Origin of the sequence: Streptomyces sp. NPDC093109, assembly GCF_040701725.1 — a bacterium.
Lineage (GTDB): Bacteria > Actinomycetota > Actinomycetes > Streptomycetales > Streptomycetaceae > Streptomyces.
On record NZ_JBFBEZ010000042.1, the window covers coordinates 25,863 to 51,571 of the forward strand.

The 25,709-nt window shown below is 69.9% G+C and carries 24 protein-coding genes and 3 pseudogenes; 9 read left to right on the forward strand and 18 right to left on the reverse strand.

Going from position 1 to position 25,709, the window contains the following annotated elements; all coding sequences use genetic code 11:
• Positions 1-15 precede the first annotated feature (15 nt).
• The 3 genes from AB0389_RS30455 to AB0389_RS30465 are packed head-to-tail and all read left to right on the forward strand — an operon-like array spanning position 16 to position 5,544.
• Positions 16-3,123, forward strand: coding sequence for a type I polyketide synthase (locus tag AB0389_RS30455; protein WP_366398741.1), 3,108 nt, complete (start codon positions 16-18; stop codon positions 3,121-3,123).
• Between the two features lie 19 nt (positions 3,124-3,142).
• Positions 3,143-3,931, forward strand: a complete 789-nt coding sequence (locus AB0389_RS30460; protein WP_366398742.1) for an arylamine N-acetyltransferase — start codon at positions 3,143-3,145, stop codon at positions 3,929-3,931.
• 14 nt (positions 3,932-3,945) lie between these two features.
• Positions 3,946-5,544, forward strand: a complete 1,599-nt coding sequence (locus AB0389_RS30465) for a bifunctional 3-(3-hydroxy-phenyl)propionate/3-hydroxycinnamic acid hydroxylase (protein WP_366398743.1) — start codon at positions 3,946-3,948, stop codon at positions 5,542-5,544.
• Positions 5,545-5,743: 199 nt separating this feature from the next.
• On the opposite strand, the gene AB0389_RS30470 is transcribed toward AB0389_RS30465, so the two are convergent.
• The 17 genes and pseudogenes from AB0389_RS30470 to AB0389_RS30550 form a co-directional block, all read right to left on the reverse strand.
• Complete coding sequence (locus AB0389_RS30470) at positions 5,744-6,772, reverse strand: SpaA isopeptide-forming pilin-related protein (protein WP_366398776.1); 1,029 nt, start codon at positions 6,770-6,772, stop codon at positions 5,744-5,746.
• A gap of 240 nt (positions 6,773-7,012) precedes the next feature.
• Positions 7,013-7,288: pseudogene (locus AB0389_RS30475) on the reverse strand (hypothetical protein); the annotation flags it as partial.
• A gap of 115 nt (positions 7,289-7,403) precedes the next feature.
• Positions 7,404-7,890: pseudogene (locus AB0389_RS30480) on the reverse strand (hypothetical protein).
• 28 nt (positions 7,891-7,918) lie between these two features.
• Positions 7,919-8,791: a DUF317 domain-containing protein gene (locus AB0389_RS30485; RefSeq protein ID WP_366398744.1), complete on the reverse strand. Its 873-nt coding sequence runs from the start codon at positions 8,789-8,791 to the stop codon at positions 7,919-7,921.
• Positions 8,788-10,017: an ATP-grasp domain-containing protein gene (locus AB0389_RS30490; RefSeq protein ID WP_366398745.1), complete on the reverse strand. Its 1,230-nt coding sequence runs from the start codon at positions 10,015-10,017 to the stop codon at positions 8,788-8,790. Before AB0389_RS30490 ends, AB0389_RS30485 begins: the two co-directional genes overlap by 4 nt.
• Before the next feature lie 53 nt (positions 10,018-10,070).
• Positions 10,071-10,373, reverse strand: a pseudogene (locus tag AB0389_RS30495) (hypothetical protein).
• A 34-nt stretch (positions 10,374-10,407) separates the two neighbouring features.
• A complete protein-coding gene (locus AB0389_RS30500) occupies positions 10,408-11,643 on the reverse strand; it encodes an MFS transporter (protein WP_366398746.1) in 1,236 nt (411 codons plus the stop codon).
• Complete coding sequence (locus AB0389_RS30505) at positions 11,640-12,158, reverse strand: regulator (protein ID WP_366398747.1); 519 nt, start codon at positions 12,156-12,158, stop codon at positions 11,640-11,642. Before AB0389_RS30505 ends, AB0389_RS30500 begins: the two co-directional genes overlap by 4 nt.
• Complete coding sequence (locus AB0389_RS30510) at positions 12,155-12,997, reverse strand: helix-turn-helix domain-containing protein (protein ID WP_366398748.1); 843 nt, start codon at positions 12,995-12,997, stop codon at positions 12,155-12,157. Before AB0389_RS30510 ends, AB0389_RS30505 begins: the two co-directional genes overlap by 4 nt.
• 40 nt (positions 12,998-13,037) lie before the next feature.
• Positions 13,038-13,451 carry a hypothetical protein gene (locus AB0389_RS30515; RefSeq protein WP_366398749.1) on the reverse strand — a complete coding sequence of 138 codons (414 nt, stop codon included), beginning with the start codon at positions 13,449-13,451 and terminating at the stop codon, positions 13,038-13,040.
• Positions 13,452-13,461: 10 nt separating this feature from the next.
• Entirely contained in the window at positions 13,462-13,908 is a 447-nt protein-coding gene (locus tag AB0389_RS30520; RefSeq protein WP_366398750.1) for a hypothetical protein, read from the reverse strand.
• The gene (locus AB0389_RS30525) at positions 13,905-14,399 is read right to left on the reverse strand and encodes a hypothetical protein (protein WP_366398751.1); all 495 of its coding nucleotides are present in this window, start codon (positions 14,397-14,399) and stop codon (positions 13,905-13,907) included. The genes AB0389_RS30520 and AB0389_RS30525 overlap by 4 nt, the downstream gene beginning before the upstream one ends.
• A 98-nt stretch (positions 14,400-14,497) precedes the next feature.
• The gene (locus AB0389_RS30530; protein ID WP_366398777.1) at positions 14,498-14,791 is read right to left on the reverse strand and encodes an SH3 domain-containing protein; all 294 of its coding nucleotides are present in this window, start codon (positions 14,789-14,791) and stop codon (positions 14,498-14,500) included.
• A 181-nt stretch (positions 14,792-14,972) separates the two neighbouring features.
• A complete protein-coding gene (locus AB0389_RS30535; RefSeq protein ID WP_366398752.1) occupies positions 14,973-15,722 on the reverse strand; it encodes a hypothetical protein in 750 nt (249 codons plus the stop codon).
• A 358-nt stretch (positions 15,723-16,080) separates the two neighbouring features.
• On the reverse strand, positions 16,081-16,575 hold the full coding sequence (locus tag AB0389_RS30540; protein WP_366398753.1) for a hypothetical protein: 495 nt from the start codon (positions 16,573-16,575) through the stop codon (positions 16,081-16,083).
• Positions 16,572-17,123: a DUF4913 domain-containing protein gene (locus AB0389_RS30545; protein WP_366398778.1), complete on the reverse strand. Its 552-nt coding sequence runs from the start codon at positions 17,121-17,123 to the stop codon at positions 16,572-16,574. Before AB0389_RS30545 ends, AB0389_RS30540 begins: the two co-directional genes overlap by 4 nt.
• Before the next feature lie 240 nt (positions 17,124-17,363).
• On the reverse strand, positions 17,364-18,119 hold the full coding sequence (locus AB0389_RS30550) for a site-specific DNA-methyltransferase (protein WP_366398779.1): 756 nt from the start codon (positions 18,117-18,119) through the stop codon (positions 17,364-17,366).
• A 508-nt stretch (positions 18,120-18,627) separates the two neighbouring features.
• On the opposite strand from AB0389_RS30550, the gene AB0389_RS30555 reads away from it, so the two are divergent.
• Positions 18,628-19,746 (forward strand): C40 family peptidase, encoded by a 1,119-nt coding sequence (locus AB0389_RS30555; RefSeq protein WP_366398754.1) that lies wholly within the window; start codon positions 18,628-18,630, stop codon positions 19,744-19,746.
• Positions 19,747-19,803: 57 nt separating this feature from the next.
• Here AB0389_RS30555 and AB0389_RS30560 read toward each other — a convergent pair whose 3' ends face one another.
• The gene (locus AB0389_RS30560; protein ID WP_366398755.1) at positions 19,804-20,715 is read right to left on the reverse strand and encodes an aminoglycoside phosphotransferase family protein; all 912 of its coding nucleotides are present in this window, start codon (positions 20,713-20,715) and stop codon (positions 19,804-19,806) included.
• 441 nt (positions 20,716-21,156) lie between these two features.
• Here AB0389_RS30560 and AB0389_RS30565 point away from each other — a divergent pair, with 441 nt between their 5' ends.
• The 5 genes from AB0389_RS30565 to AB0389_RS30585 all read left to right on the forward strand — a co-directional run bounded on the left by AB0389_RS30565 (position 21,157) and on the right by AB0389_RS30585 (position 25,690).
• On the forward strand, positions 21,157-21,471 hold the full coding sequence (locus AB0389_RS30565; protein WP_366398756.1) for a DUF6112 family protein: 315 nt from the start codon (positions 21,157-21,159) through the stop codon (positions 21,469-21,471).
• The gene (locus AB0389_RS30570; RefSeq protein WP_366398757.1) at positions 21,471-22,163 is read left to right on the forward strand and encodes a hypothetical protein; all 693 of its coding nucleotides are present in this window, start codon (positions 21,471-21,473) and stop codon (positions 22,161-22,163) included. The genes AB0389_RS30565 and AB0389_RS30570 overlap by 1 nt, the downstream gene beginning before the upstream one ends.
• Positions 22,164-22,198: 35 nt before the next feature.
• A complete protein-coding gene (locus AB0389_RS30575) occupies positions 22,199-23,569 on the forward strand; it encodes an ATP-binding protein (protein ID WP_366398758.1) in 1,371 nt (456 codons plus the stop codon).
• 81 nt (positions 23,570-23,650) lie between these two features.
• Entirely contained in the window at positions 23,651-25,123 is a 1,473-nt protein-coding gene (locus AB0389_RS30580; protein WP_366398759.1) for an SCO6880 family protein, read from the forward strand.
• A 105-nt stretch (positions 25,124-25,228) separates the two neighbouring features.
• Positions 25,229-25,690, forward strand: a complete 462-nt coding sequence (locus AB0389_RS30585) for a DUF6238 family protein (RefSeq protein WP_366398760.1) — start codon at positions 25,229-25,231, stop codon at positions 25,688-25,690.
• Positions 25,691-25,709 lie beyond the last annotated feature (19 nt).

Sequence of the window (25,709 nt, forward strand, 5' to 3'; positions counted from 1 at the left end):
ACGATGGAGAAAAGTATGAGCACGCACGACAACACGGTCGTCGAGGCACTGCGCGCGTCTCTACTGGAGAACGAGCGGCTGCGCCGGGAACTCACTGCGGCCACCAATCGGACCGGCGAGCCCATCGCGATCGTGGGCATGGTGTGCCGGCTGCCCGGCGACGTCCGTTCGCCGGAGGATCTGTGGGAACTGCTGGAGCGGGGCGGTGACGGCATCACCCCCTTCCCCGAGGACCGCGGATGGGACGTGGAACGCATCTACGACCCGTCGCCGGACGCCCCCGGCAAGAGCTACGTCCGCGAGGGGGGGTTCCTGCACGACGCCGGTGACTTCGACGCCAGGTTCTTCGGCATCTCCCCACGGGAGGCGCTGTCGACCGACCCGCAGCAGCGGCTGTTCCTGGAGGCCACGTGGGAGGTGTGCGAGCGGGCCGGTATCGACGCGCACTCCCTGCGCGGCAGCAATACGGGCGTGTTCGCGGGCGTGATGTACCACGACTACGGGACCGGGCTCGCGAACACTCCGGCCGAGGTAGAGGGGTTCCAGGGCGCCGGTGTGGCCAGCAGCCTGGTCTCGGGCCGGACCTCGTACTGCTTCGGTTTCGAGGGGCCGTCCGTGACGGTCGACACCGCGTGTTCGTCGTCGCTGGTGGCGGTGCATCTGGCCGCCCAGTCGCTGCGCGCGGGCGAGTGCGACCTGGCGCTGGCCGGCGGTGTGGCGCTCATGGCCCAGCCGAACACCTTCGTGGAGTTCTCCCGGCAGCGCGGGCTGTCACCCAACGGGCGGTGCAAGGCGTTCGCCGCCGCTGCCGACGGTACGGGGTGGTCCGAGGGCCTGTCCCTGCTGCTGCTGGAACGGCTCTCCGACGCGCGGCGCAACCGCCATCCCGTCCTGGCTGTCGTCCGGGGCAGCGCAGTGAACTCGGACGGCGCGTCCAACGGCCTAACCGCGCCCAACGGACCGTCCCAGGAACGGGTGATCAAACGGGCCCTGGCCGCGGCGGGCCTCACCGTCGCGGACGTCGACGCGGTCGAGGCGCACGGCACCGGCACCAGACTGGGCGACCCCATTGAGGCCCACGCCCTGATCAACACCTACGGCCAGGGGCGGAGCCCCGAGCGGCCGCTGTGGCTGGGCTCCCTGAAATCCAACGTCGGCCACACCCAGGCCGCCGCCGGGGTCGCCGGCATCATCAAGACCGTACTGGCGATGCGCCACGGCACACTGCCGCGGACCCTGCACATCGATGAGCCGACCCCGCATGTCGACTGGTCGGCCGGGACCGTGCGGCTGCTGAGCGAGGCGCGGCCCTGGCCGCGTACCGGACGGAACCGGCGCGCCGCCGTGTCGGCGTTCGGCATGAGCGGAACCAACGCGCACATCGTCATCGAACAGGCCCCGCCCGCTCCCGGCGCGGGCGAGGACACGGGGCCGGTCCCGGAACGGGACGACATCCCGGTGCTCTGGGTGCTCTCCGCGCGGACACCGACCGCGCTGGCCGCTTGTGCGGAGCAGTTGGTGCGGCACGTGGAGGCGCACCCGGAGCTAGACACCGCAGTCATCGGCCGTGCGCTGGCGACGAGCAGGGCCGGGCTGGAGCACCGGGCCGGGCTCGTCGGCGGCGACCGTGCGGAACTGCTCGCCGCCGCCCGACGCGTCGTGGAGGGCAAACCGTCCCCGCGCGCGGTGACTGGCAAGGTGGTGCCGGGCACGCTCGCGTTCCTCTTCTCCGGCCAGGGCAGTCAGCGTCCAGGCATGGGCCGTGAACTGCACGCCGCCTTCCCGGTGTTCGCCGCATCCTTCGACGCGGTGTGCGAGGAACTGGACGCCCGGCTGGCGCAGCCGGTTCGCGAGGTGGTGCTCGCGGCCCCGTCCTCCGAGCGAGCCGCACTGCTGGACCGGACGGAGTTCACCCAGCCGGCCCTGTTCGCCTTCGAGGTGGCCCTCGTACGGCTGCTGGCCTCGTGGGGGATAGAGCCGGATATCGTCGCCGGGCATTCCATCGGGGAACTCGTCGCCGCGCATGTGGCCGGGATGCTGTCGCTGAGCAACGCGGCGGCCCTTGTAGCGGCCCGCGCACGGCTAATGCAGGCGTTGCCGGCGGGCGGGGCCATGGTGGCCGTGGCCATCGGCGCCGAGCAGGCCGCGGAGGTAGTGGCCGGCCACGAGCACGAGATGGGTATCGCCGCGGTCAACGGACCGGCCTCGGTGGTGCTGTCAGGGGTGGAAGTGCCCCTGCTCGCCCTCGTCGAGCGGCTACGGGCCGACGGCCACCGCACCAAGCGGCTCCGTGTCAGCCATGCCTTCCACTCCCCGCTCATGGAACCCATGCGGGAGGAGCTCACCCGGGTGGCGCGTGAACTGTCCTGCGGCGCGCCGCGCATCCCGCTGGTCTCCAATGTCACGGGACGGCTCGTGGAACCGGGCGAGCCCACCGCGCCGGAGTACTGGGCCCGCCATGTGCAGGCGACCGTCCAGTTCGACACCACCGTGCGCACCCTGGAGGCCGAGGGCGTCTGCACGTTCCTGGAAGTGGGACCCGCGGACACGCTCACCGCCATGGTCCAGGAAAGCCTGACCGGACCCGGGGACGCGATCCCCGCCGCACGGCGCGGACAGTCCGAGACCTTGTCCCTGCTCACGGCGTTGGGACGGCTGCACGTGCGCGGCCACGACCTCGCCGTCGCGCCGAACCGCGACCACATTCCCCTGCCCACCTATCCGTTCGAACGCAAGCGCTACTGGCTGGAGAGGACCGTCATGCCCCAGGAAGACCTGGCCGTCACCCCGCAGGAACTGGAGGAGGACGCAGTGGAAACGCCAGAGCAGACTCTGGTGGACCGGCTGTCCGAGCGCCCCGCCGAGGAGCGCAGGAAGGAACTGACCCAATTCGTCATCGAGCTGGCCGCAGCCGCACTGGGCCACGAGGCGACGGACGAGTTCGACGGGGAGACTGGATTTTTCGATGTCGGGTTCAGCTCACTGACCGCGGTGGAGGTCCGCAACCGGATCAACGACCTGTGCGGTCTGGAGACAACCCCGATGCTGCTGTTCGACCACCCGACCCCCGCCATGCTCGCCGAGCACCTGGATGAGCTTCTCTTCACCCCACAGAACACCTGACCCGGAGGCGGAACCAGACATGTTCGTACTCGACACCTACCTGAAGCACCTCGGCTACACGGGCTCGCTGGAGCCGAACGCCCAGACCCTGCGCGAGCTGCACAGGAGGCACATGATGACGGTGCCGTTCGACAATTCCCGCAACGCCGCCAAGGGGCTGGCGATCTGGGACGACGTGGACGCCGGGGCGGACGTGTTCTTCGACGCGCTCATCGCGGAGCGCCGAGGCGGGATCTGCCACGAGCACAGCGGTCTCTTCCGCGCGGTGCTCACCGAGCTGGGTTACGACGTGACGGTCATCTCCTCGGGCGTGCGCGGCGCCAACGGGGAATTCGGCCCCGACCTGGAGCACATGCTGAACCTCGTACGCATCGGCGACGAACTCTGGCTCGCCGACGTCGGCTTCGCCGGCCCATCGTTCATCGAGCCGGTCCGGGTGTCCGAGGAGGTGCAGACCCAGTTCGGCTTCGACTACCGCGTCCTGGAGGACGGTGCCCACCTGGTGGTGGAACGGCGGACCGCGGGCGGCGAATGGCTGGCCGTGTACCGCTTCACCACGACCGAACGCGAACTGGCGGAGTGGAAGGCCATATCCAGCGGCGATAACGACGACCCGTTCTGGCACTGGGCGGGCGAGATGATCGCGGCGGGCACCCTGATCTACGGCCGCGCCTACGAGACAGGCCAGCTCCTGCTGGTCGGACGACGCTACCTCAAGGCGGAGAACGGCCGGGACGAGACGCGGGTACTGGCGAAGAACGACGAGTACCAGGCCGTCATCCGGCACGTCCTGCTCCAGGACACCTGAGGGGTAACCTAACCATGGACGTGGAAACGGACGTGCTGATCGTCGGCGACGGCCCCGTGGGGCAAACACTGGCGATCCTGATGGCCCAGCGGGGCTGGCAGGTAACCGTGGTGGACCGCTGGCCCGAGCCGTACACACTGTCGCGAGCCGTGGCCTTCGACAGCGAGGCAGCCCGCACCCTGGCCACGCTGGGCCTCAGTGAGTACATCGCCACGGAGACCGAGCCCTCGGGCCGGTACGTTTGGCAGAACGCGGACGGACAGATCCTGCTGGACATCCAGGGATCGCCCACCGGCTGGTGCCACTGGCCCGACTCCAGTTCGATGTTCCAGCCCGGCTTGGAGAGTTCGCTGTCCGCCCGCGGCGCGCAACTGCCGACCCTGCGAGTCCTGCGCGGGCTGGAGGCGGTCGAGGCCACCGACCACGGCAGCCATGTCGCACTGACCTGTGTGGACCGGGCGGGCGAACGGCGGGTGCTGCCGGCCCGCTGGCTCGTCGGCTGCGACGGGGCGAACAGCTTCGTCCGCGAGTGCATCGGCCCCGCCATGCGCGACCTGGGTTTCTCGCACGACTGGCTGATCTGCGACGTCGTGCTGCACCAGCCCTGCGCCTTCGACCCCAACAATCTCCAGATCTGTGACCCGGCCCGACCCCGGACCGCCGCCTCCGCCGGGCCGGGCCACCGGCGCTGGGAGTTCATGCGGCTCGAGGACGAGCAGATCGAGGAAATCGACACCGAGGAGGGCGCCTGGCGGCTGCTGAAGACCTTCGATCTCACCCCGGACAACGCCACCCTGTTGCGCCACGCCGTCTACACCTTCCAGGCCCGGTGGGCGGAGCAGTGGAGAGCAGGCCGCATGCTGATCGCGGGGGACGCGGCCCACGTCATGCCGCCGTTCGCCGGTCAGGGCATGTGCTCGGGCATCCGGGACGCGGCGAACCTGTCCTGGAAGCTGGACCTGGTGCTGCGCGGCAAGGCCGGCGACCACGTCCTAGACACCTACGTCGCCGAGCGCGCGCAGCATGTGCGACACGGCGTGCGGATGTCGGTGGACCTCGGGAAGGTGATCTGCCAGCTCGACCCGGTCGCGGCCGCCGACCGCGACGTGGCCATGATGGCCGCGCGAGAACGCGGAGTGGGCAAGGGCGCCCCCCAGGCCCCGGTGCACCCGCTGCGGACGGGGCTGCTGCAACGCGGCGGCGGGGCGGCCGGCGGGCAGTTGGCCGGGCGGCTCAGCCCCCAGGGCCGGGTGCGGCGGGGCACCGAGACCGGGCTGTTCGACGACGTCGTCGGAACCGGCTTTGTCCTCCTCTGCGCCGAGGACCCCCGCCGTCACCTCGACGCACGTACCGAGGAGACGCTGAGGGAACTGGACGTACGACTGGTCACGGTCGTCCCCGACGACGCCCCGCCCGGCGCCGCAGACTGGGACGTCGTTGCCGACAACGATCGTCTGTACCTGCCGTATCTCGCCGAGGCGGGGGCCCGCGCGGTACTGGTCCGGCCCGATCATTACGTGTACGGCCAGGTCGTGGCGGACGAGGACTACGTGGCTCTCGTCGACGATCTGCGGCAGCGGTTGTCGGCCCCGGCCTCCGTGCCCGCACCCTGAAGGAAGGCGCGTACCAGTCCGGCGGCCCCGCAGAACCCGGGGCCGCCGGGCGCAGGCAGAGCGGCTTCTGGCAGTAATCTTCCGGGCCCATTGAGTAAGACCATCGCTACACCAGGGACTCATCCATACCGCATTCGCTCACAACGAAGCCCCTGGAGTCCTGTGAACTCCAGGGGCTTGCGCCGTCAGGCAGGTGAAGTCAGTTCCCGGTGTTGCCGTCGTCGGTGGACCTGTCCGGGCGGCTGAGGCGCACAATAGCGAGAGCGCCTCCGCCTGCGGCAATCAACGCTGCCGCGCCGCCGATCAGCCACGGTGTGGCGTCGGCGCCGGTGCGGGCGAGGGAGCCCGTGGGTGCCGACGGTGTGGCGTCGCCAACCGGGGCCGCGGCGGCGGACGACGAGTCGGCACTCGGCGTGTCGGTTGCGCCCTGTGGTGGCGGCTTGGCCTCTCCTGTGCCGCTGCCCGGCTTGTCCGCGGGGGTGGACGGGGTGCGGCTGGGTTTGTGCGTCGGCGTGTCCGAGGGGTCGGGCTTCGGGGCGGTGGCGGTCTTGGCGTTGGTGACGGTCACGGTGACCGGGGCGCCGGGGCCTGCGGTGAACGTCTTGGTCGGCTTGTAGAGGTCGTAGCCGGCGGGGGCCTTGATCTCCTTGGCCCAGAACTGTGTCTTCCGGCTCGATACCGGCAGCTCCCCGGAGGCCGTGCCGTTGGTGCCGGTGGTCAGGGTGAGGAGCGTCGAGGCGCCGGTTCCGATGTTCACGGTCGCGCCGGGCAGGAGTTTGCCGTTCTTGTCGTCCTTGGCCTCCAGGAGGACCTTGGCTGCCTTGAACGGGTCGGTGATTGTCAGCCGCGTGGTCGCGCCCGGGGTAACGATGACGTCCTGGTCGGCGGCGACCTCGTGGAGCGGGCTGCCGGAGGCCGTCTCCTTGAGCCGGTAGACCCCGGGGGTGAGATCGGGAAAGCTCACCTTTCCCTGTGCGTCGGTCTTCCCGCGTCCGGTTTCTTGGCCAGCGGAGTCGAGCAGCAGGAAGGTGGCGCCGGGGAGAACGTCCCCGGCGGTGTCCTTCGTGGTGATCTCGACGCTGCCCGTGTCCGGGGCTGGTGTCTCAGCCGGGGCGGCGGATGCCGAGGGGGACGGTTCGGAGGTCTGGGCGCTTACGGCCGGCGCCCAGGTGAGGGTACCGGCCGCCGCGACAGCGACGGCGGCGGATCGGACGAGACGTGCGTGCACGAGAAAGAGGATTCCTTGATCAGAGGAGGAAGGGTCAGCGAGTGCAGCCGACGGCGAGCGTCGCGGGCGGCAGAGCAAGCTGTTGAACGACGAATAGGTGAGCGGCTGTTTGGCCGCAGCGGGTGCGACGTGGAGGTGGCGGCGGGTGAAGAAGGGGATGTCCTTGACGGCGGGGTGCAGCGGCTCGTTCGGGACCAGTGAGGCGGTGAAGGCCGCTGCGAGTGTGGTGGGTGCTTCGGAGGTGAAGCGAGCCTGCCAGCGCGGCTCGCGCGAGTATCCGGCCCAGGCCCGCCAGTTCGGACCGCCGGAACCGGTGGTGGCGTACGTGTCGCACGGCGCTCGCCCTCCGGTGCGTGGAAGGTCTGTGTGCCGTCCGTTTTGACGCTGTGTGGCTCCAGCCGCGGGCGAGGAGCGGCGTGGACGCCTCGTGCGGGGCCGTCGCGTCCTCGAAGAGGTGGTCCTGGTCGTTGTGCCGGTCTTCGAGGTAGAGGTCGAACAACTCGGCGTGGACGTCATGCAGGAGTTCGGCGGGAGTGGTGGCGTCGAAGGTGATTCGCCAGGCCGTCTCGGCGAAGCGACTCCGGCCGGGAAGGTTGCGCGTAACTGCGGTGCGCGAGGATGTGTGGAGGTCTCAGCGGGCGCGGGCACCGGCGGGAGTGGCCGACGGGGCGGGAGTGCGTTGCAGGGTAGCCGGCCGTGCGCCTGGGCACGGAGGCGGCCAAGGCTCCGGCGAACCAGACGGCGGTGTACTGCTCGATGGCGTCGCGCAACCCGGTGGTGACAGCCCCGTCCCACGGGGGTCGGCCGGGACGGTGGTACTTGCCGAAGGTGCCGTACTGCTTTGTGTTCGGCCGGGTGTTGGTGGCTTCGTCGCGGCGGTGGAAAGTTCCGTGATCCACGAAGGTGAGCACCACCGCGTCGATTTCGCCACGTTCCGGGTGAATGACCGCCACGCGCAGCCCGTCGTAGGTGTCCGCGTGGATGGTGCCGGTGAGATCGATCCGCACCCGCAGCAGTGAGCCGGGGCCAGGGGCGGCGAAGTAGGTGTTGCCCACGACCGCGTGGTCGTGGAAGCGGAGGCACAACTCGGCGAAAAACTCGGCCGCCTGCAGGGTCAATAGGAGCTCCGGTAGGGGCGAGCCGGTGTCAGCGGCGTGGGCCGGGCAGGGCCGGTCGGCTGGCGGTGCTCCAGCGCGGAACGCTGGCCGCAGGGAGCACTGCCGGGCGGCGGGACGCGACATCCCGTTGCACGTCGAACGGTGTCGGCGCTCGTGGTCCGGGCGGAAGGATCGGGGTGAGCTGGGCCATGCCCTTGATGTAGCTGCCGGTGTCCTGTCGCCACCGGGGCAGTGGAGACGGATCGGCAATGCTCTGGGTGACGGCGGTGAGCAGGGCGATGGGGGTGCCGGTGCTGGCTGTGGCGTACCAGACGGGCCGGTCGACGGACGTGCCCGCCCATAGCTGCCAGCGGGCGTCACGCGTTGTCAGCTCGGCTGCCGGATCGAGGTCCCCGGTGGCGAACTCCAAGCCGGCGAGCCCGTCCGGCGCCTGGGCCGCGAAGACGCCCCGGCGCGGGCGGTCGAACTCCCACCCCTGCTTCAGGAGAGGCACGAGGGGGAGGAACGGGTTGCGCTCGTCGTTCCCTGGGACTGGCCTGGCGAGGTAGACGTCCGGCCCCTGCTCGTACGCTGTGGCGAGGGCGGTGGTGAACGCGGTCACGAACTCGGTGGGGACGCGGTCGTTGAAACAGACTCCCCATGCCGGCAGGCCGAATGAGTCCTTGTAGGCGTTGATGCGCCAGAGCCCGTCGTCTTCGCCTTCGGGCAGGTAGCCCAGGCGCACGCGCCGGTCGGGAGCGCTCACGTGCGCGTTGGAGTCCTCGTCGTACTGGAGGTTCCAGCTGAGGGCGAGGAGTGGGGCGAGGGCGGGGTCGCCGGTTTCGGTGGTGGAGGCGAGGTAGCGCGGGGACACGTAGACGTCCCCGTCGATGTCGTGGCGGGGGTCGGGCTGGGCGTTCATCGGGCCGCCCGGGTGGTCACGGTGATTTCGTCGGCGGCCGTGGTGAGACGTGCGTTGACCTCGGCGGTGTCGCGGCCGGTGACAATGTAGAACCCGGCACGGGCGGTGAACAGGTCGCCTTCGGGGGGCAGGAGGAGCCGGTCGCCGATCTCTCGGATCCACTGGACCTGCCGCAGCCAGGGGGTGTGGGCGGCGAACGGCTGGTTGATGTGCCGTGCGGTGAGGGTGCCGGAGGCGTCCGGGTAGAGCATGCGGATGCCGGCGGCCCCGCTGCGGGTCGGGGTGAGGTCCGGTGCTCGGCCGCAGGCGAGGTCGGCGGCGGCCTTCGGCAGGTCGATGCCGGTGGCAAGGCGGACGAGGCGGCCGATCATGTCACCGCCGATCCTGGCGTTGACCTCGATCAGCCGGGGCCGGCCGCCGACGAGGCGCAGTTCGACGTGCTGCACGCCGTCGGTGATCCCCAGGGCCTTGACCGCAGCAGTGGCTGCCGGGGCGATCTGGGCCAGGAGCGGGTCGGTGGCATCGACGGTGTGTCCGGTCTCGTCGAAGTACGGGGCACGGCCCAGGTGCTTGCGGGTTACGGCTACGGCGGTGGTCGCGCCGTGGTGGGTGACGCACTCGACGGAGACTTCCGGTCCGTCGAGGTATTCCTCGACCAGGACGCCGGTGTCCTCGCGGCTGCGGTGCGCGCCGGCTGAGGCGAATGCGAACGCGGTGGGCAGTTCTTCGGGCCGGTCGACACGGATCACGCCGATGCTGCCGGCGAAGGCGGCGGGCTTGATGACGGCGGGGTAGCCCAGCGTCATCGTCGCAAGGCCGGCCTCCAGCAGGGTCCGTGCCTTCATTGAGGCGGCCGACGGTACGCCGTGGCGGGCGAAGAGGGTACGGGCGGTGGCCTTGTTGCGGCAGGCCCGCATCACTTCGACGGACGGCGAGGCCAGACCGAGCGCGTGGGCAAGGCGGGCGGTGGGGACGAGGTGCCACTCGTCCCACGTGACCACCCCGACGAGGTCGTGGCGCTCGGCCAGAGCCCGGCCGCCGGCAAGCAGGGCTACGGGGTCAGCCAGGTCGACGACGGCGTGATCGACGATGAACAGCGTCTCCCACGACGGCTCGACGCCGGTCAGCAGGACGATGTCGTACGCGGCGGCCACCTGCTCAAGGCAGTAGCCGCGATAGGTCTCATCGCCAGGGGAAACGACGGCTATGAGGGGACGAGCGGACAAGAAAGGAAGCTCCCTATCGGTGGACGGCAGGACGAGCTGAGAGGAGAGGTGTCTCAGGCGGCTCGGCGGCGGCGCAGTTCGAACATGCAGGCCCAGTGGGGGTGGCCTTCGATCGGACAGCGGGCGTAGCGGGCGGTGAAGTTGTTGTTCAGTCCGACTACTCCGTGGGGGAGTAGTCGGCGCAGGTCCTCGAAGAGGTCCTTCACGCCGTTGCGCGTGACTCTGGTGGCAAGGCGTCGAGCGGCGAGGCCTTCCAGCTCGCGGTAGACGTGCGGGTTGTTCGCGTCGAAGGCGTGGAACTACTCGGTGATGATGCAACCGCGCGCACGGTTCGGGCCGAGGACGAGGGCGGGCATGAGGTTCTCCACGGGCTGGGGGTGCGCGCCGGAGTCAGGCGCGCAGGGCGGGATCGGTGCGCAGGCGGGTGAAGGCGCAGAGCAGGCCGAGGGCCTGCAGGGCGGCACAGGCGGTGATGACGTGGCGCAACGCGTCGGGCGGGGTGAGTGCGGTGAGCACGCCGGCGACGGGGAAGGGCAGCAGGAGGATGAGGATGGTCGCCGACAAGGTGGTGCCGAACTTCTCCGGGGGAATGAGGCGGGAGCGCAGGGTGCGCAGAACGACCGTCATGCCGCCGTCGGCCGCCATAAGGACGGCGACCAGAACGAGGTAGGACAGGTAGTCGGGGGCTTGGGCGACGGCGAAACAGGCGAGCGAGGCGAGGGCCGCACAGGTGGCGCCGACCGGCCACAGGCCAAGGCGGTCAAGGGCGAACCGGCAGAGCGTGACACTGAGGAGTGTCGCTCCGGCGGCCGCGGACCAGACCAGGCCGACGGCGGTGGTGGACTGCCCGAAGTGCTGGACGACGACCACCGGGCCGGCCGCTTGGAGCAGCCCGGTGGCCAGGTTGGACAGGGCCAGCCCGCTCACGAGCCAGCCGAGCGCCGGAAGGGAGCGGATGCTGCGCCACCCGGTGCGGAGCCCAGCGCCGGGCCTCCCTTTGGGCGCGCGGGCCGGAACGACGGGTGAGGGTGGCGTGCGCAGAGCGAGCAGCGCGGCGAGCAGTGAGAGCACGCTGGTCACGGCGAGCGTCGGAGGCGTCCCGGCGAGCAGGAGCAGTCCGGTGAGCGCCGGGCCGGTGAGCCTTGCGGTCTGGTCGATGCCGAGCAGGGCGGCCTGGACGCGGTGAGCCCGTACGCCTGCCCGGCGGCCGGCGGCGGCGCCCGCGGTCTCGGTCGCGATGTAGCTGAACTCGGTGAGCACTCCGGTGGACGCCGCGAGCATCATGACGGTCACGCTCGCCGCGGTGCCGGATGGGTGGAGGTGGAGAAGGACGGCGCCTGCGGCGAGGGCCAGCGCGCGTCCCAGTGAGGCGAGATGGAAGACGATGGCCGCCCCTCGCCGGTCGACGACCGATCCGGCCCAGCCGAACGCCGCCAGCCTCGGGACCCATTCCAGGACGAACGCGGTGCCCGTCAGGGCAGCCGAGTGCGTGGTGGCCAGGACCAGCAGCGGGATGCCGTAGGTGGACATCGCGAACGCGAGGGCGTCCGCCGTGCGCGGCAGGTAGATGCTGCGCATCAGCCCGGCGGTATGGCGTGCGTGCCTGGGGGCAACCGCTGTGCTCACGTGACCGGGTCGGGCTCGGATACGCGGGTGAGCTGCGGATTACCGGCCAGCCAGTGGAGCAGGAGGGCACGGGGATGGGCCAGATCTGCCTCGGCCTCGATGCTGGGCAGGCGCGTGGCGGACAGCCGTGCGGGGCTGTCGGTGCTCTCAGTCGCGAGCGAGGGTGTCAGCAGATCGAGAACGTAGCGGATGCGGTTGCTGAACTCGCAGACCGGTACCGGGTAGGCGTGGCGTCGGGACCAGCGGGCGGTCGCGTCGTACAGGTCGGCCAGCTCCGATCCAGCGTGCGTGAGTTCCAGGCCGGTGCCGGGCGTGTTCCGTACGAGACCGTGAGCGCGGGCTGTTGCGGTCGTGCGGCGCAGTTGGTGCGCGGAGAGGTCGGGAAGGGTGGCTGCCAGCCGTCGTGGCGGTATCGCCCCGTTGTCGTCGATCTCGGTGACCAGGCGGATCAAGGAACGCGACGCCAGCAGCTCGATCGCGTTACGTACTTCGGCCGTGGTGAAGAGGGTGGTCATCGGCGCGGGCCTCCCGCCGGGACGGCCGTCTTGGGGCGGGCGGTCGTGGCGTGGGAGAAGAGGTCGCGGTTGTGCCAGGCCGGAGCGGACTCGCCTGTCCGGGTTGGGGGGACCGCCGCGGGTGCCGGCCGGGACTGGCTGCTGACCCACTGCTTCGGCGCGGGCTTTGCCAGCGACTGCCCCCAGACCGGGTGGTGGGCCGCCTGGTTGAGGGGCTGCCCGGCGGACCACGCGGACAGGGCGCCGAGCGCGGGGCCCAGGCCGTCGCCCGCTGCGGACAGCCGGAAGGGCCGGCCGATGCCCTCGGTGTCGACCAGACCGTCGGCCACGAGCTGCCGCAGCGGCGGGTAGACGTTGGTCCAGTCGCTGCTGGGCATCACGATCCGGGCCAGGGCCCTCCCGCTGGCCTCCTTGCGGGACTTCAGCACCCACAGAATGGCGGCGGCGTGCCGCCGGGTGAGCAAAGTGAGGCTGTCCTCGATCTGTTCGATCGCGGGCAGTGGGCGCTCCGACTTCTCCAGATGTTCCTCGGCCCAGGTGACGATCATCGGCAGGATCGGCAGCAGGGCGGCACCGCGCTCGGTATGGCCGTAGGTCACATGCCGTGCGGTGTGTTCGGTGCGCTCGACAAGGCCGGCGTCGCACAGCGCCCTGAGCTTGGGGTGGAGCTGGCCGTTCTGCAGCCAGGACACCTTGGCCGCCAGCTCGCTGTAACGCGCCGGCGGGCCGGAGAGTGCCAGCAGGATCCGCACGTTCCATCGCGGGGTGATCATGGCGAGGGCCTCGGTGACCCGGGCGATGTCGGCGTCGGTGTCAGGGGGCAGAGCGGTGATGGCCAAGGGAGGAACTCCTGGGTGGGTAAGGGAAATCGCCTGCGAATCAGCGGCTGTGCGCCGTGCTCTGCGCCGGAACGGGCAAAGCCGGAACGGGTGGCGAGGTCGTCGGCGGGGGCGGCGCTGGGGTGGGGACGCGGGCAAGGCTCTGCAGAACTGCCAAGACCGACTTGGCTTGGGCGTCGCGGACTGCGACCGCTTCGGCGATCCGGCGGGAGCCGTCGAGAAGGTGGGAGACCTCGTGCCGGCCAATCTGCCGCTCGGGGTGGATGAGCCGGGCGAGGGAGTCGCGGTGGAAGTCGATGCTGCGCTCGGCGAGGACGAGGTCGTCGTGCATGCCGAGCAGGGCGGAAAGCATCCCGGGCGGCTGGTCCTGGGCGTGGACTTCGAGGTCGGCGAGCGGCGCTTCGTACAGGTCCTCGATCTGTCCGGCTATCTCGGTGGACGCGGGGTGAGACAAGCGCGGGCTTTCAGGGTCGGCGTGCCGGGGCCGCCCCGGCACGCTGGGGTACCGGGGCGGGTGACGAGGGCAGGGCTGCGGTGACTCTCAGCTGCCCCTCCCGAACGGGGCAGGCCCCCCGCTGGTCGGGCGGAGGCATGGTGCGCAGCAGCTGGCCGAGGGCTGAGCGGTAGCCGTCGCGGGCGTCGAGCGCCGCCTTCAGCCACTGAGCGTCGAAGCGGAGCTTGTCCGCAGACAGCTCGCCCATGTCACGGTCCGGATCCATGTCCGCGTGCACGCGGTCGCGGACGTCGGCGACCTGCTCTTCGGTCAAGGCGAGGAAGGAACGCAGTTCCAGGGCACGGACGAGCGCAGGCGAGGCGTCACGGCCTACAGCCGCCTGGTACAGCTCGGGGACCCGGTTCCCGAAGACCTTCTGCAGGTCGACGTCCATGGTGCTGGATTTGAACCGGCTCATCGGACGGCCCTTCCCGCACGCCGCGACGACGTCGGCGCGGGCGCGGGCGCGGGTGTGCCGGCGGGCCGGTGAGGAGCGGTGGTCTGTACCGCAGGCCCGGTTCGGGGCCGAAGTCGGGTGAGCCGCTCGGCAGCGAGGTCCTTCTTGCCCGGAGCGTCCGGGCCGAGGAGCCACCGCACGACCAGGGCCCGGCCGTCGCGTGCGGTGACGGCCGTGTTCACGCGGTGGGCGAGGCCGACCGTCGGGTCGTCGACCTCGCTGGGCTGGGTTTCCAGCGCGGCGAGGAGGTCGTCCTCCGCGCTGTCGAGCGCGGACTGGGCCTCGACGAGAAGGCCGTGCCACGTGACTGCGTCGGTGGCGTCAGGGTTCGCGGTCGGCGAGGCGGCGACCATGGCCTTCAACTGGTCCATGCCCATGGCGAAACGCGCTTCGATCCGTTCGGTGAGCACGCCCACGACATCCTCAGCGTCATCGGATATGCCGTCGGACAAAGGGGAAACTCCTGTTCTGGAAAGGCCGATGCCTGGGGAGATATGAAGGGCGGCCGTACCGGCTGCTCAGCCGATTACGGGTATCTGCTGAATTCCTGTCAGTCCAGGCACATTCGGACGTCGCGGTAGACGTACGTGCCGGACACCCACCCCTTGACTCCGGTCGACTTGTCCGTGATGTAGAGCCAGTTGCCGCTCTTCTTGGCCACGCTGAACTTGTGGCTCTTGTAGAGCACGCCGAGCGCGGTGGACTTCACGCTGGCCTTGGACCGGATGGTCACCGCCTTGGCGTGCACCTCGTACGGCAGTGGCGGCAGGGATGAACAGCTGCTCGCGGGGGCCGCACTGGCGGTGGTGGCGGACAGCACCGGCAGCGCGAGCGCGCCGAGCATCACTGCGGAGATGGCAATTCGGGTGGAGCGCATGAGGAAGAAACCTCCGTGAAGGCATAGGAATCGCGTGGAATGACGCCGCGGGAGTTGTCCCGGCGGCTGTATAAGAGTCGGGAGAATCGCCGGTTTGGCTAATCGGCGATCGTCGGCTATGTTCCGCAGCCGGCGGCAGCCTTGGCGCTCAGTGCGTACGGCCGGGCGGGCGCGGAGCAGCGGCCTTCGCCACACTGATCGGGCGGCTGATTGCGGCTGCCGGGCGGACCGGTGGGAGAGGGCCGGCCTGGCCGGTAAGCCGGTCATCGCACCACTGCAGGGCCTCGTCCGCCGTGTCGAAGCCGCCCTCGCGCAGCGTGTGCGTCCACGCCTTGGTGTCGACCTCCTCGACCACGACGCGGAACGGGCTGGGGGCTCGCTCGTCCATGGCGCGCAGGGCCACCACGGTGACCATGTCGTCCGGGTCGTCGGCGGTGTAGGAGCGGCCTATGGCGTAGTGGTCGCTGTCGCCCGCAAGGCGACGCTCCAGCGCACGAGTCGCCTCGTCTGCCGGCGGTGGTCCCAGCTCCGGGTCGAGGCTGATGGCGTCGTGCGGGCAGCCGCGGTGGATGAGCCAGGACTGCGCCATCGCGGGCAGCGGCAGCAGGGCCTGCTCGAAGTCGAACGTCTCTTGCTCCCGGTCCCGCTTCAGGTGAACGGCGACGTATTGCGGCATGCCCGGGTGCCCGTAGGTGGCGGTGCGGTCGAAGAGGACGTAGTAGCTGTGCGCGCCACGGGGGGTGTGGTGTTCGGCGAGGGGGACGAGCATGTCCTCGCGGACGGCGACCTGGCGGTAGAAGTCGAGGTACTTCTCCTCGTCGGCATCGAAGTCGTCGAGTTCGAAGTCGACTTGGGGGATGGACTTCCGAGCCGGCGCCGGTTCGGTGGGAGGCAACAAGGGCCTTTCGGTGGAGTTCAGCGTTGCTGCGCCGGGGTGGACGGCGAAATGCTGGGTCGGGCCGGGACGTTCGGTGTCTGGGTCGTGGGCGTCCGTCGGGCGGCGAACAGTTCGGCGCGACCGGCTTGGTGAGTGCGACGGGCTGGCCGGCGTGCACGGGGTGGCCCTGTATCCCGGACGACCGGACCGGCGTCCTCCACCCGCTGCAACTTGGCGTGCGGGATGCGGGTGCCGGAGGCGGCGGTGACGGCCATCTGGCCGGTCAGCAGGTGTTCGCAGAGCTTGGCGCCGCCGACGATGGCGAGCAGCGCTGCTTGGTCGTCCGTCGAGAGCGGCTTCGCGGCGACGCTCTGTGAGTTCAGCGGGTGTGATGGTGCGCGGGGCTCTGTGCGGGATGGGGCAGACCCGGCAGTGCGGTGGGCGGTGGACTGGGCCGGGGCACGGGAGCGCGGGTGGTCGGCTTGTTGAGCTGCGGGGAGCGGGAGCGTGCTGCGTGGGTGCGGGCGCTCAGCGGCCGGCGGGTCATCCCCAGGCGGCGGCCGACCTCGTCGTAGACGTCGTTGCCCGCACGCGGCCGGACCGCGACGACGTGGATCTCCTTCTGGTGCGCGGACTCCGTGGGCGCCGGGCGGACGCCGTAGACGAGGCGCCAGTCCTTGCGCGAGTCCACGAACAGCTTTCGGAATCCCTTCAGGTCACCGTCGAGGCGTAGCCCGAAGCGTTGCGCGTTCACGACTTCCTGCAGGTAGGCGAGGGTGAGGTCGCGGATATCGCCGGGGGCTTCAAGGAGGTCGGTCAAGGCGCGGGGGTCGAAGCTGAGGCCAAAGGCGGGCTGTCCCCCTCCCGGGGTCATGACGTCGGCTCGTCAGGCTCGGCGGACCCGGCGATTTCCGCCGGGTCCGCCGTCTCCGTACGGACGGAGGGCGGTGGACCGGACAGAAGACGGTGCGAGGGCCGGTCGGGGGAGGTCATGCAGGCCGACAGTGGCCCGCCTGGTGCGCGGATCGCCGCAACAGCGTGGGTGAGGAAGTCCCGGTGCCACACGAACAGGCCACTCAATCCGGCTTCGGGATCCTTGTGCTGCTGGTACGCGAGCCACAGGGCGTGCAGCCAGGCCACGACATCGTCGTGCTCCTGCCACCGAAGGCACCAGGGCGCCGCGGTGGTGACCTCCGCCCCGTACACCGGGAGGAAGAAGTCGTCGATCCAGTCCGACAAGGCGTCGAGTTCGTCCTCCCTTTCCTCCTCTTCGAGTTCCAGGATCGGCCGGGTCTCCGGCGGAGCGGGAGCAGGCGGCCCGCCGAGCCCCGGCATACCGAACGCGGCGAACGGCGATCCGATCGGCTCCGGGGCGGACGCGAGGTGGTCCAGTTGCTGTGCCTGTTGCGCCGACTGCTCCATGAGCCGCCGGACACTCGCCTCGATTCCCTCCAGCTGCGGATCGGGAATACGTACCGGCTCCAACTCGCCATCGTCAGAAGGTTTTGCGTATTCGGGCATGAAAAAGCTGAGACTCCTACGAGACACGAAATCAGAGAAGGGCGAAAGCGGCAGAGCGCGGAGCAGCCAGCGAGCGACAAGTCACTTCGTCGGATCGCCGACTGGGGCTCCGTCCGCTTTGACGGGCAGCGCGCTCGCAGCTCAAGCGGTGAGAATCACGTCGTCTCGCGTGAGGGTCTCGCGGATCGTTTCGGTGAGCCGGTCAGCGGCGATCGACGCATAGTGCTCGGTCTTCTCCACACCGATGAAGTCCCGGCCTTCCAGCAGAGCGGCTACGCCCGTGGAACCGGAACCGGCACAGAAGTCGAGCACCGTGCCGCCATCGGGGCTGATCTTGACCAGCTCGCGCATCACCTCGACGGGCTTCTGCGTGATGTGCTGGCGCTTCGCACCTGAGGGCTGCGAGGCCGAGTACAAACCGGGCAGATAGACCGGGTTCCGGGAGCCGTCGATCGCCCCCTTGCTGGCCCAGACGATGAATTCACAGTTCTGGGTGAACCGGCCCTTCTGCGGCCGGGCCTGCGGCTTGTGCCAGGCCAGAACCCCGCGCCACAGCCAGCCGGCCGCCTGGATCGCGTCCGTCGTAGTGGGCAGCTGGCGCCAGTCGGTGAACAGCAGCGCGGTACCGCCACTCTTCGTCAGACGGTGCGCCTCAGTCATGATCTGCGTCAGCCAGAACGAATAGGACCTCTGGTCCATGTTCTCGCCAGTGAAGTCGGCAAGGCCGTTCTTGGCATCGGCAGATGTGTACTTCTGTTTCGCGGAGCGGGTCGTACGCTCCTTCGCGGTCCGACCCCCGCTGTTGTACGGCGGGTCGGTGATCACGGAGTCGACGCAGCCGTCCGGGAGGCCGGCGAGAACGCTGAGGGCGTCGCCGTGGTGAAGGGAAAAAGGCAAAGAGAAACCCCTATTCGGGTGCGGGAACACGGACGGAACAGCCGCCTCGCACAGAAGTCCTCGCGGGCCGGAAGTGGGCATGCAGAAGCCCAGGGCCACATGTCAAGGAGCGCGAGGAGGAGTCCAAAAACTGTAGAGGCGAATCCGCCGACGACCAAGAAGTACTCCTCCGGGGTGCCGGATTCCCATACCTCACGCCGACTTTTTGGTCAACCGCCGATCCGCGCCTACTGTTTTAGAACCGCCCGGCGCACACCGCCGCTGGCTACTTCCCCCCACGCCCCACGGAGGTATCCCCTGCCCCCGCGCACCTAACTCACGGTCGGGCCACGCAGGGCGAGCGGCAACTCGCCCACCCCGGTCCACCTCGATCGCCCCCCGGCCGCCGCGCCCTTCCGATCCGCTCGTGCACGCGGCACGCCGGACACCGCACCTCGAAGGACACGCTCATGACGTCTCGTTACCCACCCGAGCCAGGAAACGCCGATCGGCGAGCGGCCCGCTCCGGTTGAAGGCGCTCGCCGCCGGCATCGGCATCGTCTTCCTCTCCCCCATCCTGATCGCCGGCACCGGCATGATGCTGGCCTCCTCCGCCGACGCCGTGCAGAGCAACGGCCTCGGCGGCAGCTGTCTGACCGACATCGACGCCGGCAAGGTCGCAGAGCAGGTCGGCAAGATCCTCGACGGGGCGTCCGGCAAGGACATCCATGTCGAGGGCCTGGACCTGCCCGCCGAGCAGGTCCCCAACGCCCAGACGATCGTGGCCGCCGGCCTCTCGCTCGATGTCCCCACGAAGGGCCAGATCATCGCGCTTGCCACGGCGATGCAGGAGAGCCGGCTGCGTAACCTCAACTACGGCGACCGCGACTCCCTCGGCCTGTTCCAGCAGCGCCCGTCCCAGGGCTGGGGCAGTGCCCAGCAGATCCGCGACCCGGTCTATGCCTCCGAGCAGTTCTACACGCACTTGCTCAAGGTGAGCGGCTGGCAGCAGATGACCGTCACCCAGGCCGCCCAAGCCGTGCAGAAGTCCGGGCTGCCGGACGCGTACGCGCAGTGGGAGAACTTGGCAACGGCGCTACAGGACGCCATCGCCAAGACCTTCCCGGGCGGAGGCAAGGACTCCGACCAGGGCAAAAAGCCGTCGACCAGTACGACCGGCTGCGCGCCGGGCCAGGACGGTTCCGGCTTCGGCCGTATCCCCGAGGGGAGCGTCCCGAAGGGCTACGCGATCCCCAAGGACGCTGATCCGAAGGCCCGCAAGGCCATAGAGTGGGCGATGTACCAGCTCGGCACGCTCTACCAGTGGGGCGGCTCCTGCACGAACTCGCACGGCCCTGACCCCATGGGCCGCTGCGACTGCAGCTCGCTGATGCAGCAGGCGTACTCCCACGCCGGCGTCGCCCTCACCCGGACCACGTACACGCAGGTGAACGAGGGGAAGGTCGTCTCCCGCGCGCAACTCAGGCCCGGTGACCTGATCTTCAGCCGCGGTACCGCCGCGCGGCCCGAGCACGTCGGCATGTACATGGGCGAGGGCCTCGTGATCGAGGCGCCCCGCACCACCAAACCCGTCCGGATCACCCCGATCAGCAACTGGACGATCCTCGCCGCCCGCCGCGTCCTCTGACGCTGCCCGCTTGTTGTAGGTTCCGAATAGAGTTGTCTATTTCCAAGTGACTTGTCATCAACTTGCCGTCCGGACGATCTCCTCCAGAACGAACGACGCTTCCGCCGGGAGGCCGTCGCCATCGCGAACCGCTCCGGCGCAGACGACCAGAGCCTTCCAGAGCGCCCAGCCTTGTCCACGCTCCCAGGTCGCCTCGTCTACCCCTAGCCGATCGCGGAACGCGGCCCGGCTCTTCCCGGTCAGCATCGTCCAGGCGATCGACAGATCACAGGCCGGATCTCCGACTCCGCAGGTGCCGAAGTCGATGACGGCCGCGAGCGCACCGTCCTTCACCAAAAGGTTCCCCGAGGCCATGTCACCGTGAAACCAGGCTGGCTTACCATCCCACGAGGCTCGCAACGCCCGTTCCCAGATCTCCTCGGCGGCCTCAGTCCGGATCAGGCCGTCCAACGTCTCCAGGGCTGCCCGGGCCCACCCGTCATAGGTCGCCAGTGGTCCGCCTCGGAACCAATTGTGCAGTCCCGGGCCCGGTCCGCCTGTCGGGTCGATCCGCTGCAGAGACACAAGAAACTCCGCAAGGCGGACGGCGAACGCCATCGTGTCCTCGACGACGGCACGGGCCGCAGGCTCGCCGCCGATCCACCGATAGACCGACCAGATGTGCGGAAAGCTCTCATCTGGCACGCCTCTGGCCAGCGGAACCGGTACCTCCAACGGCAACGCGGGTGCGAGCACCGGCAGCCACCGGTGCTCCTTCTCCACCGCCAGCGCGTACTCCTCGGCAGTCGGTAGCCGCACCAGCATCTCGCCACCGAGGCGAAAGGTGCAGTTGTCCCAACCCTGCGCATCGACCGGCCGGACCTCAAGGTCGGACCACTGCGGGAACTGCACGGCGATCAACCTGCCCGCCACCGCGGCGTCGACTGGTTTCCGGTCCGGCAACGGCAAGACCTCAGGCGTCTCGTTCATCGGAGGCGACCGTACGACGCCCCGTCGGATCACCACAAGCAATTTCCGATCGTCCCGAACTCAGACCGGGAACTGTCCGTCCCCGGCCCAAGCAGCTCGAAGCAATGCACCCCAGCCGCTGCCCCGCCAAACGCCGCACCTACTACCTCTTCACAGCCGAGGGCTACCGTGCCGCCCGGCGCGAACCCCAACACCGCACCACGGCCTGAGGAAACCGACAGATCTGTCGGACGAATCCTCGACAAGATGCCTGGACAGCACGCCAAAACACCAGGTCACGTTCCCACCGGCCGACAAGTCAAATCGGAACCTACACCGGCACACCCCTGGGCAGCTCACAGCAGCGGGCCACTTCCGCGCCGCGAGCGCACCTCCCCCTGTACCTCCCCCTCTTTCGTGGGCCCTCGCCTGGCCTGTGTATGCAAGGAGCCCGTCACACCTATGCCCGTCCCTCTCGCAGACCGCGTCATCCAGCTCGCCTACGACCCAGGCATATCGCCCAAGGGTGGGGGCCTGCCCGGCCTGGCCGTACTGAAGAACGTCGTCAACAGCATCAACCTGTTCGGGATCATCGCCGTCGTCGGTGCTCTCGCGGTCTCGCTCGGCGTGTGGGCCTGGGGTCACCACAGCGGTGGTCACCAGGCCGAGGCCAACGGCAAGAAGGGCGCGGTCGTCGCCGCAGGCGCCGCCCTCGGCCTGGGTGCCGCGAACGGAATCGTCGCGTTCTTCTCGACCCTCGGGTCTCAGGTCCATTGATGCAGAAACGATCCCCCTCCGTCTCGCTGCCTTTCCGCGGCACCGGCTGGTCGAACAACAAGCGCATCGCGATCGTCGCCCTGGTGGTCACCGTCCTGCTTGCCATCGCCGCCACCGTCGCCTGGCTGGGCGGGAACGGGAACAGCCGCCAGAGCCCGGAAGTCGCCACCGCGCCCCCTGCGGACAGCCCTTCTTCCTCCGAGGCTGCCCCGAAACCCGCCGCAGGACCCGGGGCGGTACCCACTCCCCCGCAGATCGCCGAGCCGGTCGCCTACGCCAAGGCGGCGGCCCAGATGCTGTGGTCCTACGACACCCGCCACACCAGCCGCGACCAGCAGCTCGCCGGCATGCATGCCTGGATGACCGCCGAGACCAAATACACCGACTGGGACTCGGTCTCCGGCCAGGTGCCCGACCCGGTGCTGTGGTCACGGATGGCCGACCAGGACCAGCACGCCATCGCCAGCGTCGCCGAGGGCCACTATCCCTCCGCGTTCAAGCAGGCGCTGGCCGACGATCCATCCGCGATCACCGAGGCGTACATCTACGTCGTCACCGTCAACGGCAAGCAGCAGATCACCTGGACGAAGGGCGGAGGAGGAGCCGAGGCGCGCGCCGTGACCCTCGCCGTGCAGTGTCGCCCCAACCACGACTGTTCCCTGGCCGCCATCGCTCCGAGCGTCACCCAGTGACCCGCACCTGAACGCGAAAGGAGGACTCGCACTCCGTGGGTTTCTGTGATTTTCCCCTGGCAGACAAGCTGTGCTCCGTCGGCGACGCGGTCGACTTCGCCTCGAACCCCGGCAAGGCCGTCGGCGACTGGATGGCGAAATCGGCAGGTGAACTGACGGCAGCCGCCGCCGACCTGGCAGCCAAGGCCGTCAATACCACCACCGAGGTCGATCTCAACGCTGCGTGGTTCCGCGACAACTACGAGATGCTGTTGCCGCTCGGCCTGGTCATTCTCGTCGCCACGTTCTGCGCGCAGTTGGTCCGAGCCGCCGTCAGACGCGACGGACAAGCCCTCACCCAGGCGTTCACCGGCACCATGTCCGGCGTCTTGTTCGCTTTCTGCGCCATCGCCCTGACGACGGTCGCCGTCGAGGTGGTCGACGCCATCTCCGACGGACTCTTCAAGGCCGCGAACCTGAACATCGAGTCCGCCGTGCGCCGCATCGTGAAGGTCAACCAGATCGGCGCCCTGTCAGAGTTGGGCTGGCTCGTCCCGGTCGTCGCCGGTCTCGGCGCGGCCATCGGCGCCTTCGTCTACTGGTGCGTCATGATGGTCAGAAAAGTAGGCATTCTCGTCATGGTCACCCTGGCGATCTTCGCCTCCGCCGGCGGCGGCTGGGAAGTCGCGCGCCGCTGGCGCAAGGGCTGGATCGAAGCCACCGCCACCCTCGTGGTCAGCAAGCTGCTGATGACCGTGATCTTCGTACTCGGGATCGCCGCCATGGGCGAGACCGAGGCCAAGGACGGCACCGGAGCCCTCGCCGACGTCATGTCCGGCATCGTCATCATGGTCCTGGTACTGCTGTGTCCGTACGCCGTCTTCAAATTCGTGCACTGGGCTGCCGAGGGAACCGACGGCGAGACGATCCACCGCTCCGGCGGTGCCGGAGCGCAGATCGCCAGGGCTCATGCCGAGAAGGCCGCCCGCAAAGCAGCCACAGCAGCCACCGCCGGAACCGGCGGCGCGGCAGCCGCGGCGAGCACCGCCCCACAAGGCCCCGACGGCGGAAGCGGCTTTCCCGGCAGTATCGCCGCCAACCCGACTGGCGGGGGCGGGGGCAGCAAGGAAGATTCACAAGGCGGCGGCACGGGCGTCTCGCCAGGGGGAGACGCCGTCAAGTCCGGTCTGGAGAAGGCCATCCGGACCGCGCCGACGAGTGTGTCCGGCGACACCGGCGGTGAGGTGGGCGGTAGCCCAGGGCCGGGTGGATCCGGCGCGGGCGCCGCGTCCGGCCAGGGCGGCGGATGGCAGTCCACGGCGCCGCTCTCGCCCCCACCGCCGCAGGGCGCACCGCCGCCCTCCGGCTCGCAGAGCGCCGCGTCCAGTGGGCCGTCCTCAGCACCGCCTCCTGCGACCGGCCTCTGATCCCCTGCCCGACTCCTGGGGGCGGGATGTGCACGCCGCCTCCCGCCCCCGGGTTCCACCCGCGCCTCCAGGACCCGTCCCTTGACTGATCTCTCCGTCGCCCCGGTCACGGTGAAATTCCCGCACCGGTCCCGCCGCGGCATCCTCCTCGGCTTCTCCGTCCCCCAACTCATCCTCGTGTCCAGCACGCTGGCGCTGCTGCTCATGACAGTGATCTCCGCCGGGCTGCTCGGCGCTGTCGCCCTGGCCCCGCTCTGGGCCGTATCCGGTGCACTCGTCGTGATCCGCCGGCACGGCCGCTCCCTGATCGACTGGGCGCCGGTCGTCGCCCGCTACGCACAGCGCCGGCACAGCGCCCAGAGGCTCTGGCTCGCCCGGCCCGTCACCCGGCCCCGTCAGGACGGCGTCCTCCACCTGCCCGGAGCCGCCGCCTCCCTCAAGGTGGTCACCCCCGGCGACTCCGCCAACCAGGCCGCGGCCGTACACGACCCGCACCGGCAGACCCTGACCGCTGTCGCCCGCGTCACCAGCCGTGCCTTCGCCCTCCTCGACCCCGCCGCCCAGAACCACAACGTGTCCAGCTGGGGACGCGCGCTGGCCGGCATCGCCCGTACCGGGCACGTCGCCACCGTGCAAGTGCTGGAACGGACCGTTCCTGACAGCGGCGACACCCTGACCCGCCACTGGGCCCAGAACGGGCAGCCTCAGACTCCGGTCGCCGGAGAGATCTACTCCGAACTGGTCGCCTCCGCCGGGCCCGCCGCCGCACCGCACGAGACCTACCTCGCCGTCTCCCTCGACCTCAAAGCGGCCAGGCGCCTCGTCGGCCAGGCCGGCGGAGGGCTGTCCGGGGCGTTCACCGTCATGGAACAGACCACCGCGTCCATCGCCCAGGCCGCCCGCAGCGCCGGACTCCAGGTCACCGGGTGGCTGACCGCTCGGGAGATCGCCGCCGTTGTCCGCACCGCCTACGACCCGGGGGCCCTCGCCGCTCTCCAGCAGTGGTCCGAGACCGGCCGTGCCGAGGCCGACCCCGCTGCTGCCGGTCCCGTCGTCCAGTTCGAGGAGTACGACCGCCTCACCACCGACAGCGCTCGGCATGCCACGTACTGGGTGGAGAACTGGCCGCGCACCGAAACCTCGGCCGGGTTCCTGCACGGGATGATGTTCACGGCAGGCGTGCGTCGCAGCCTCTCCCTTATATACGTGCCGCAGGGACTCGAGTCCGCGCTGCGGGACGTCCAGCGGAAGAAGGCCGCGATCATCGCCGACGCCAATGAGCGCTCCCGTCGCGGGCAGGTCGACAGCGAGGAAGACTCCGTCGAGTACGCCGACGTCAAGACACGTGAACGCCAGCTCATCGCCGGGCACGCGGACGTGGCCCTGACCGGCCTCGTCACTGTCACCGCCGAGACCGACGCACTCCTGGACGCCGCCTGCGCACAGATCGAGACCCACGCCGTCACCTCGGGCGTTGACCTTCGGCGGCTCAACTATCAGCAGCCGGAAGCCTTCGCCCTCAGCTCGCTCCCGCTGGCCCGGACCGCCCTGTGAACCCCACACCTCCTCACCAGCCGGCACCCTGGCCCGCTGCTCTTCGCTCATCCACGACGGACCACCGTCGCCGCCCCTGCCTCCCGGCAGGAAGGATCACCGCCTTTGACCTCCCGCACACCTCCCAGCGACGCACACCCCTACCTCCGCGCCGCGAGCGCCGGCGTCCGCCACCACACCCGGGCCCTCGCACCGTCGGACGCGACCCCGCCCCGACCGGCGGACCGCCCGCACCTTGACGTGCTGCACGCCCACCTCGCCGCCCTGCTCCACCTCCTGCACCGCCTCGCCGAGAACACCCGTCCGCCACACACCGCCACCGGCCGTCACCTGACCACCGCGCACACGCGCCTCTGGCAGGCGACCAGCGAGGTCCACTCCGCCTTCCACCTGCTGCCCGCCCACACTGAAGCAGGAGTTGAGACGAGCACCTGCCACCCAGAGCGGCTGCCCGAGGGGCCACCCGTGCTGACGATCTGCCAGCGCCACCTCGCTGCCGGGCACGTCGTCCGGCGCAAGACCACCCCCACCGACCTCCGCCCGCACACCACGGCCTGCGTGCGATGAACGTCATCCGCAGAAACGA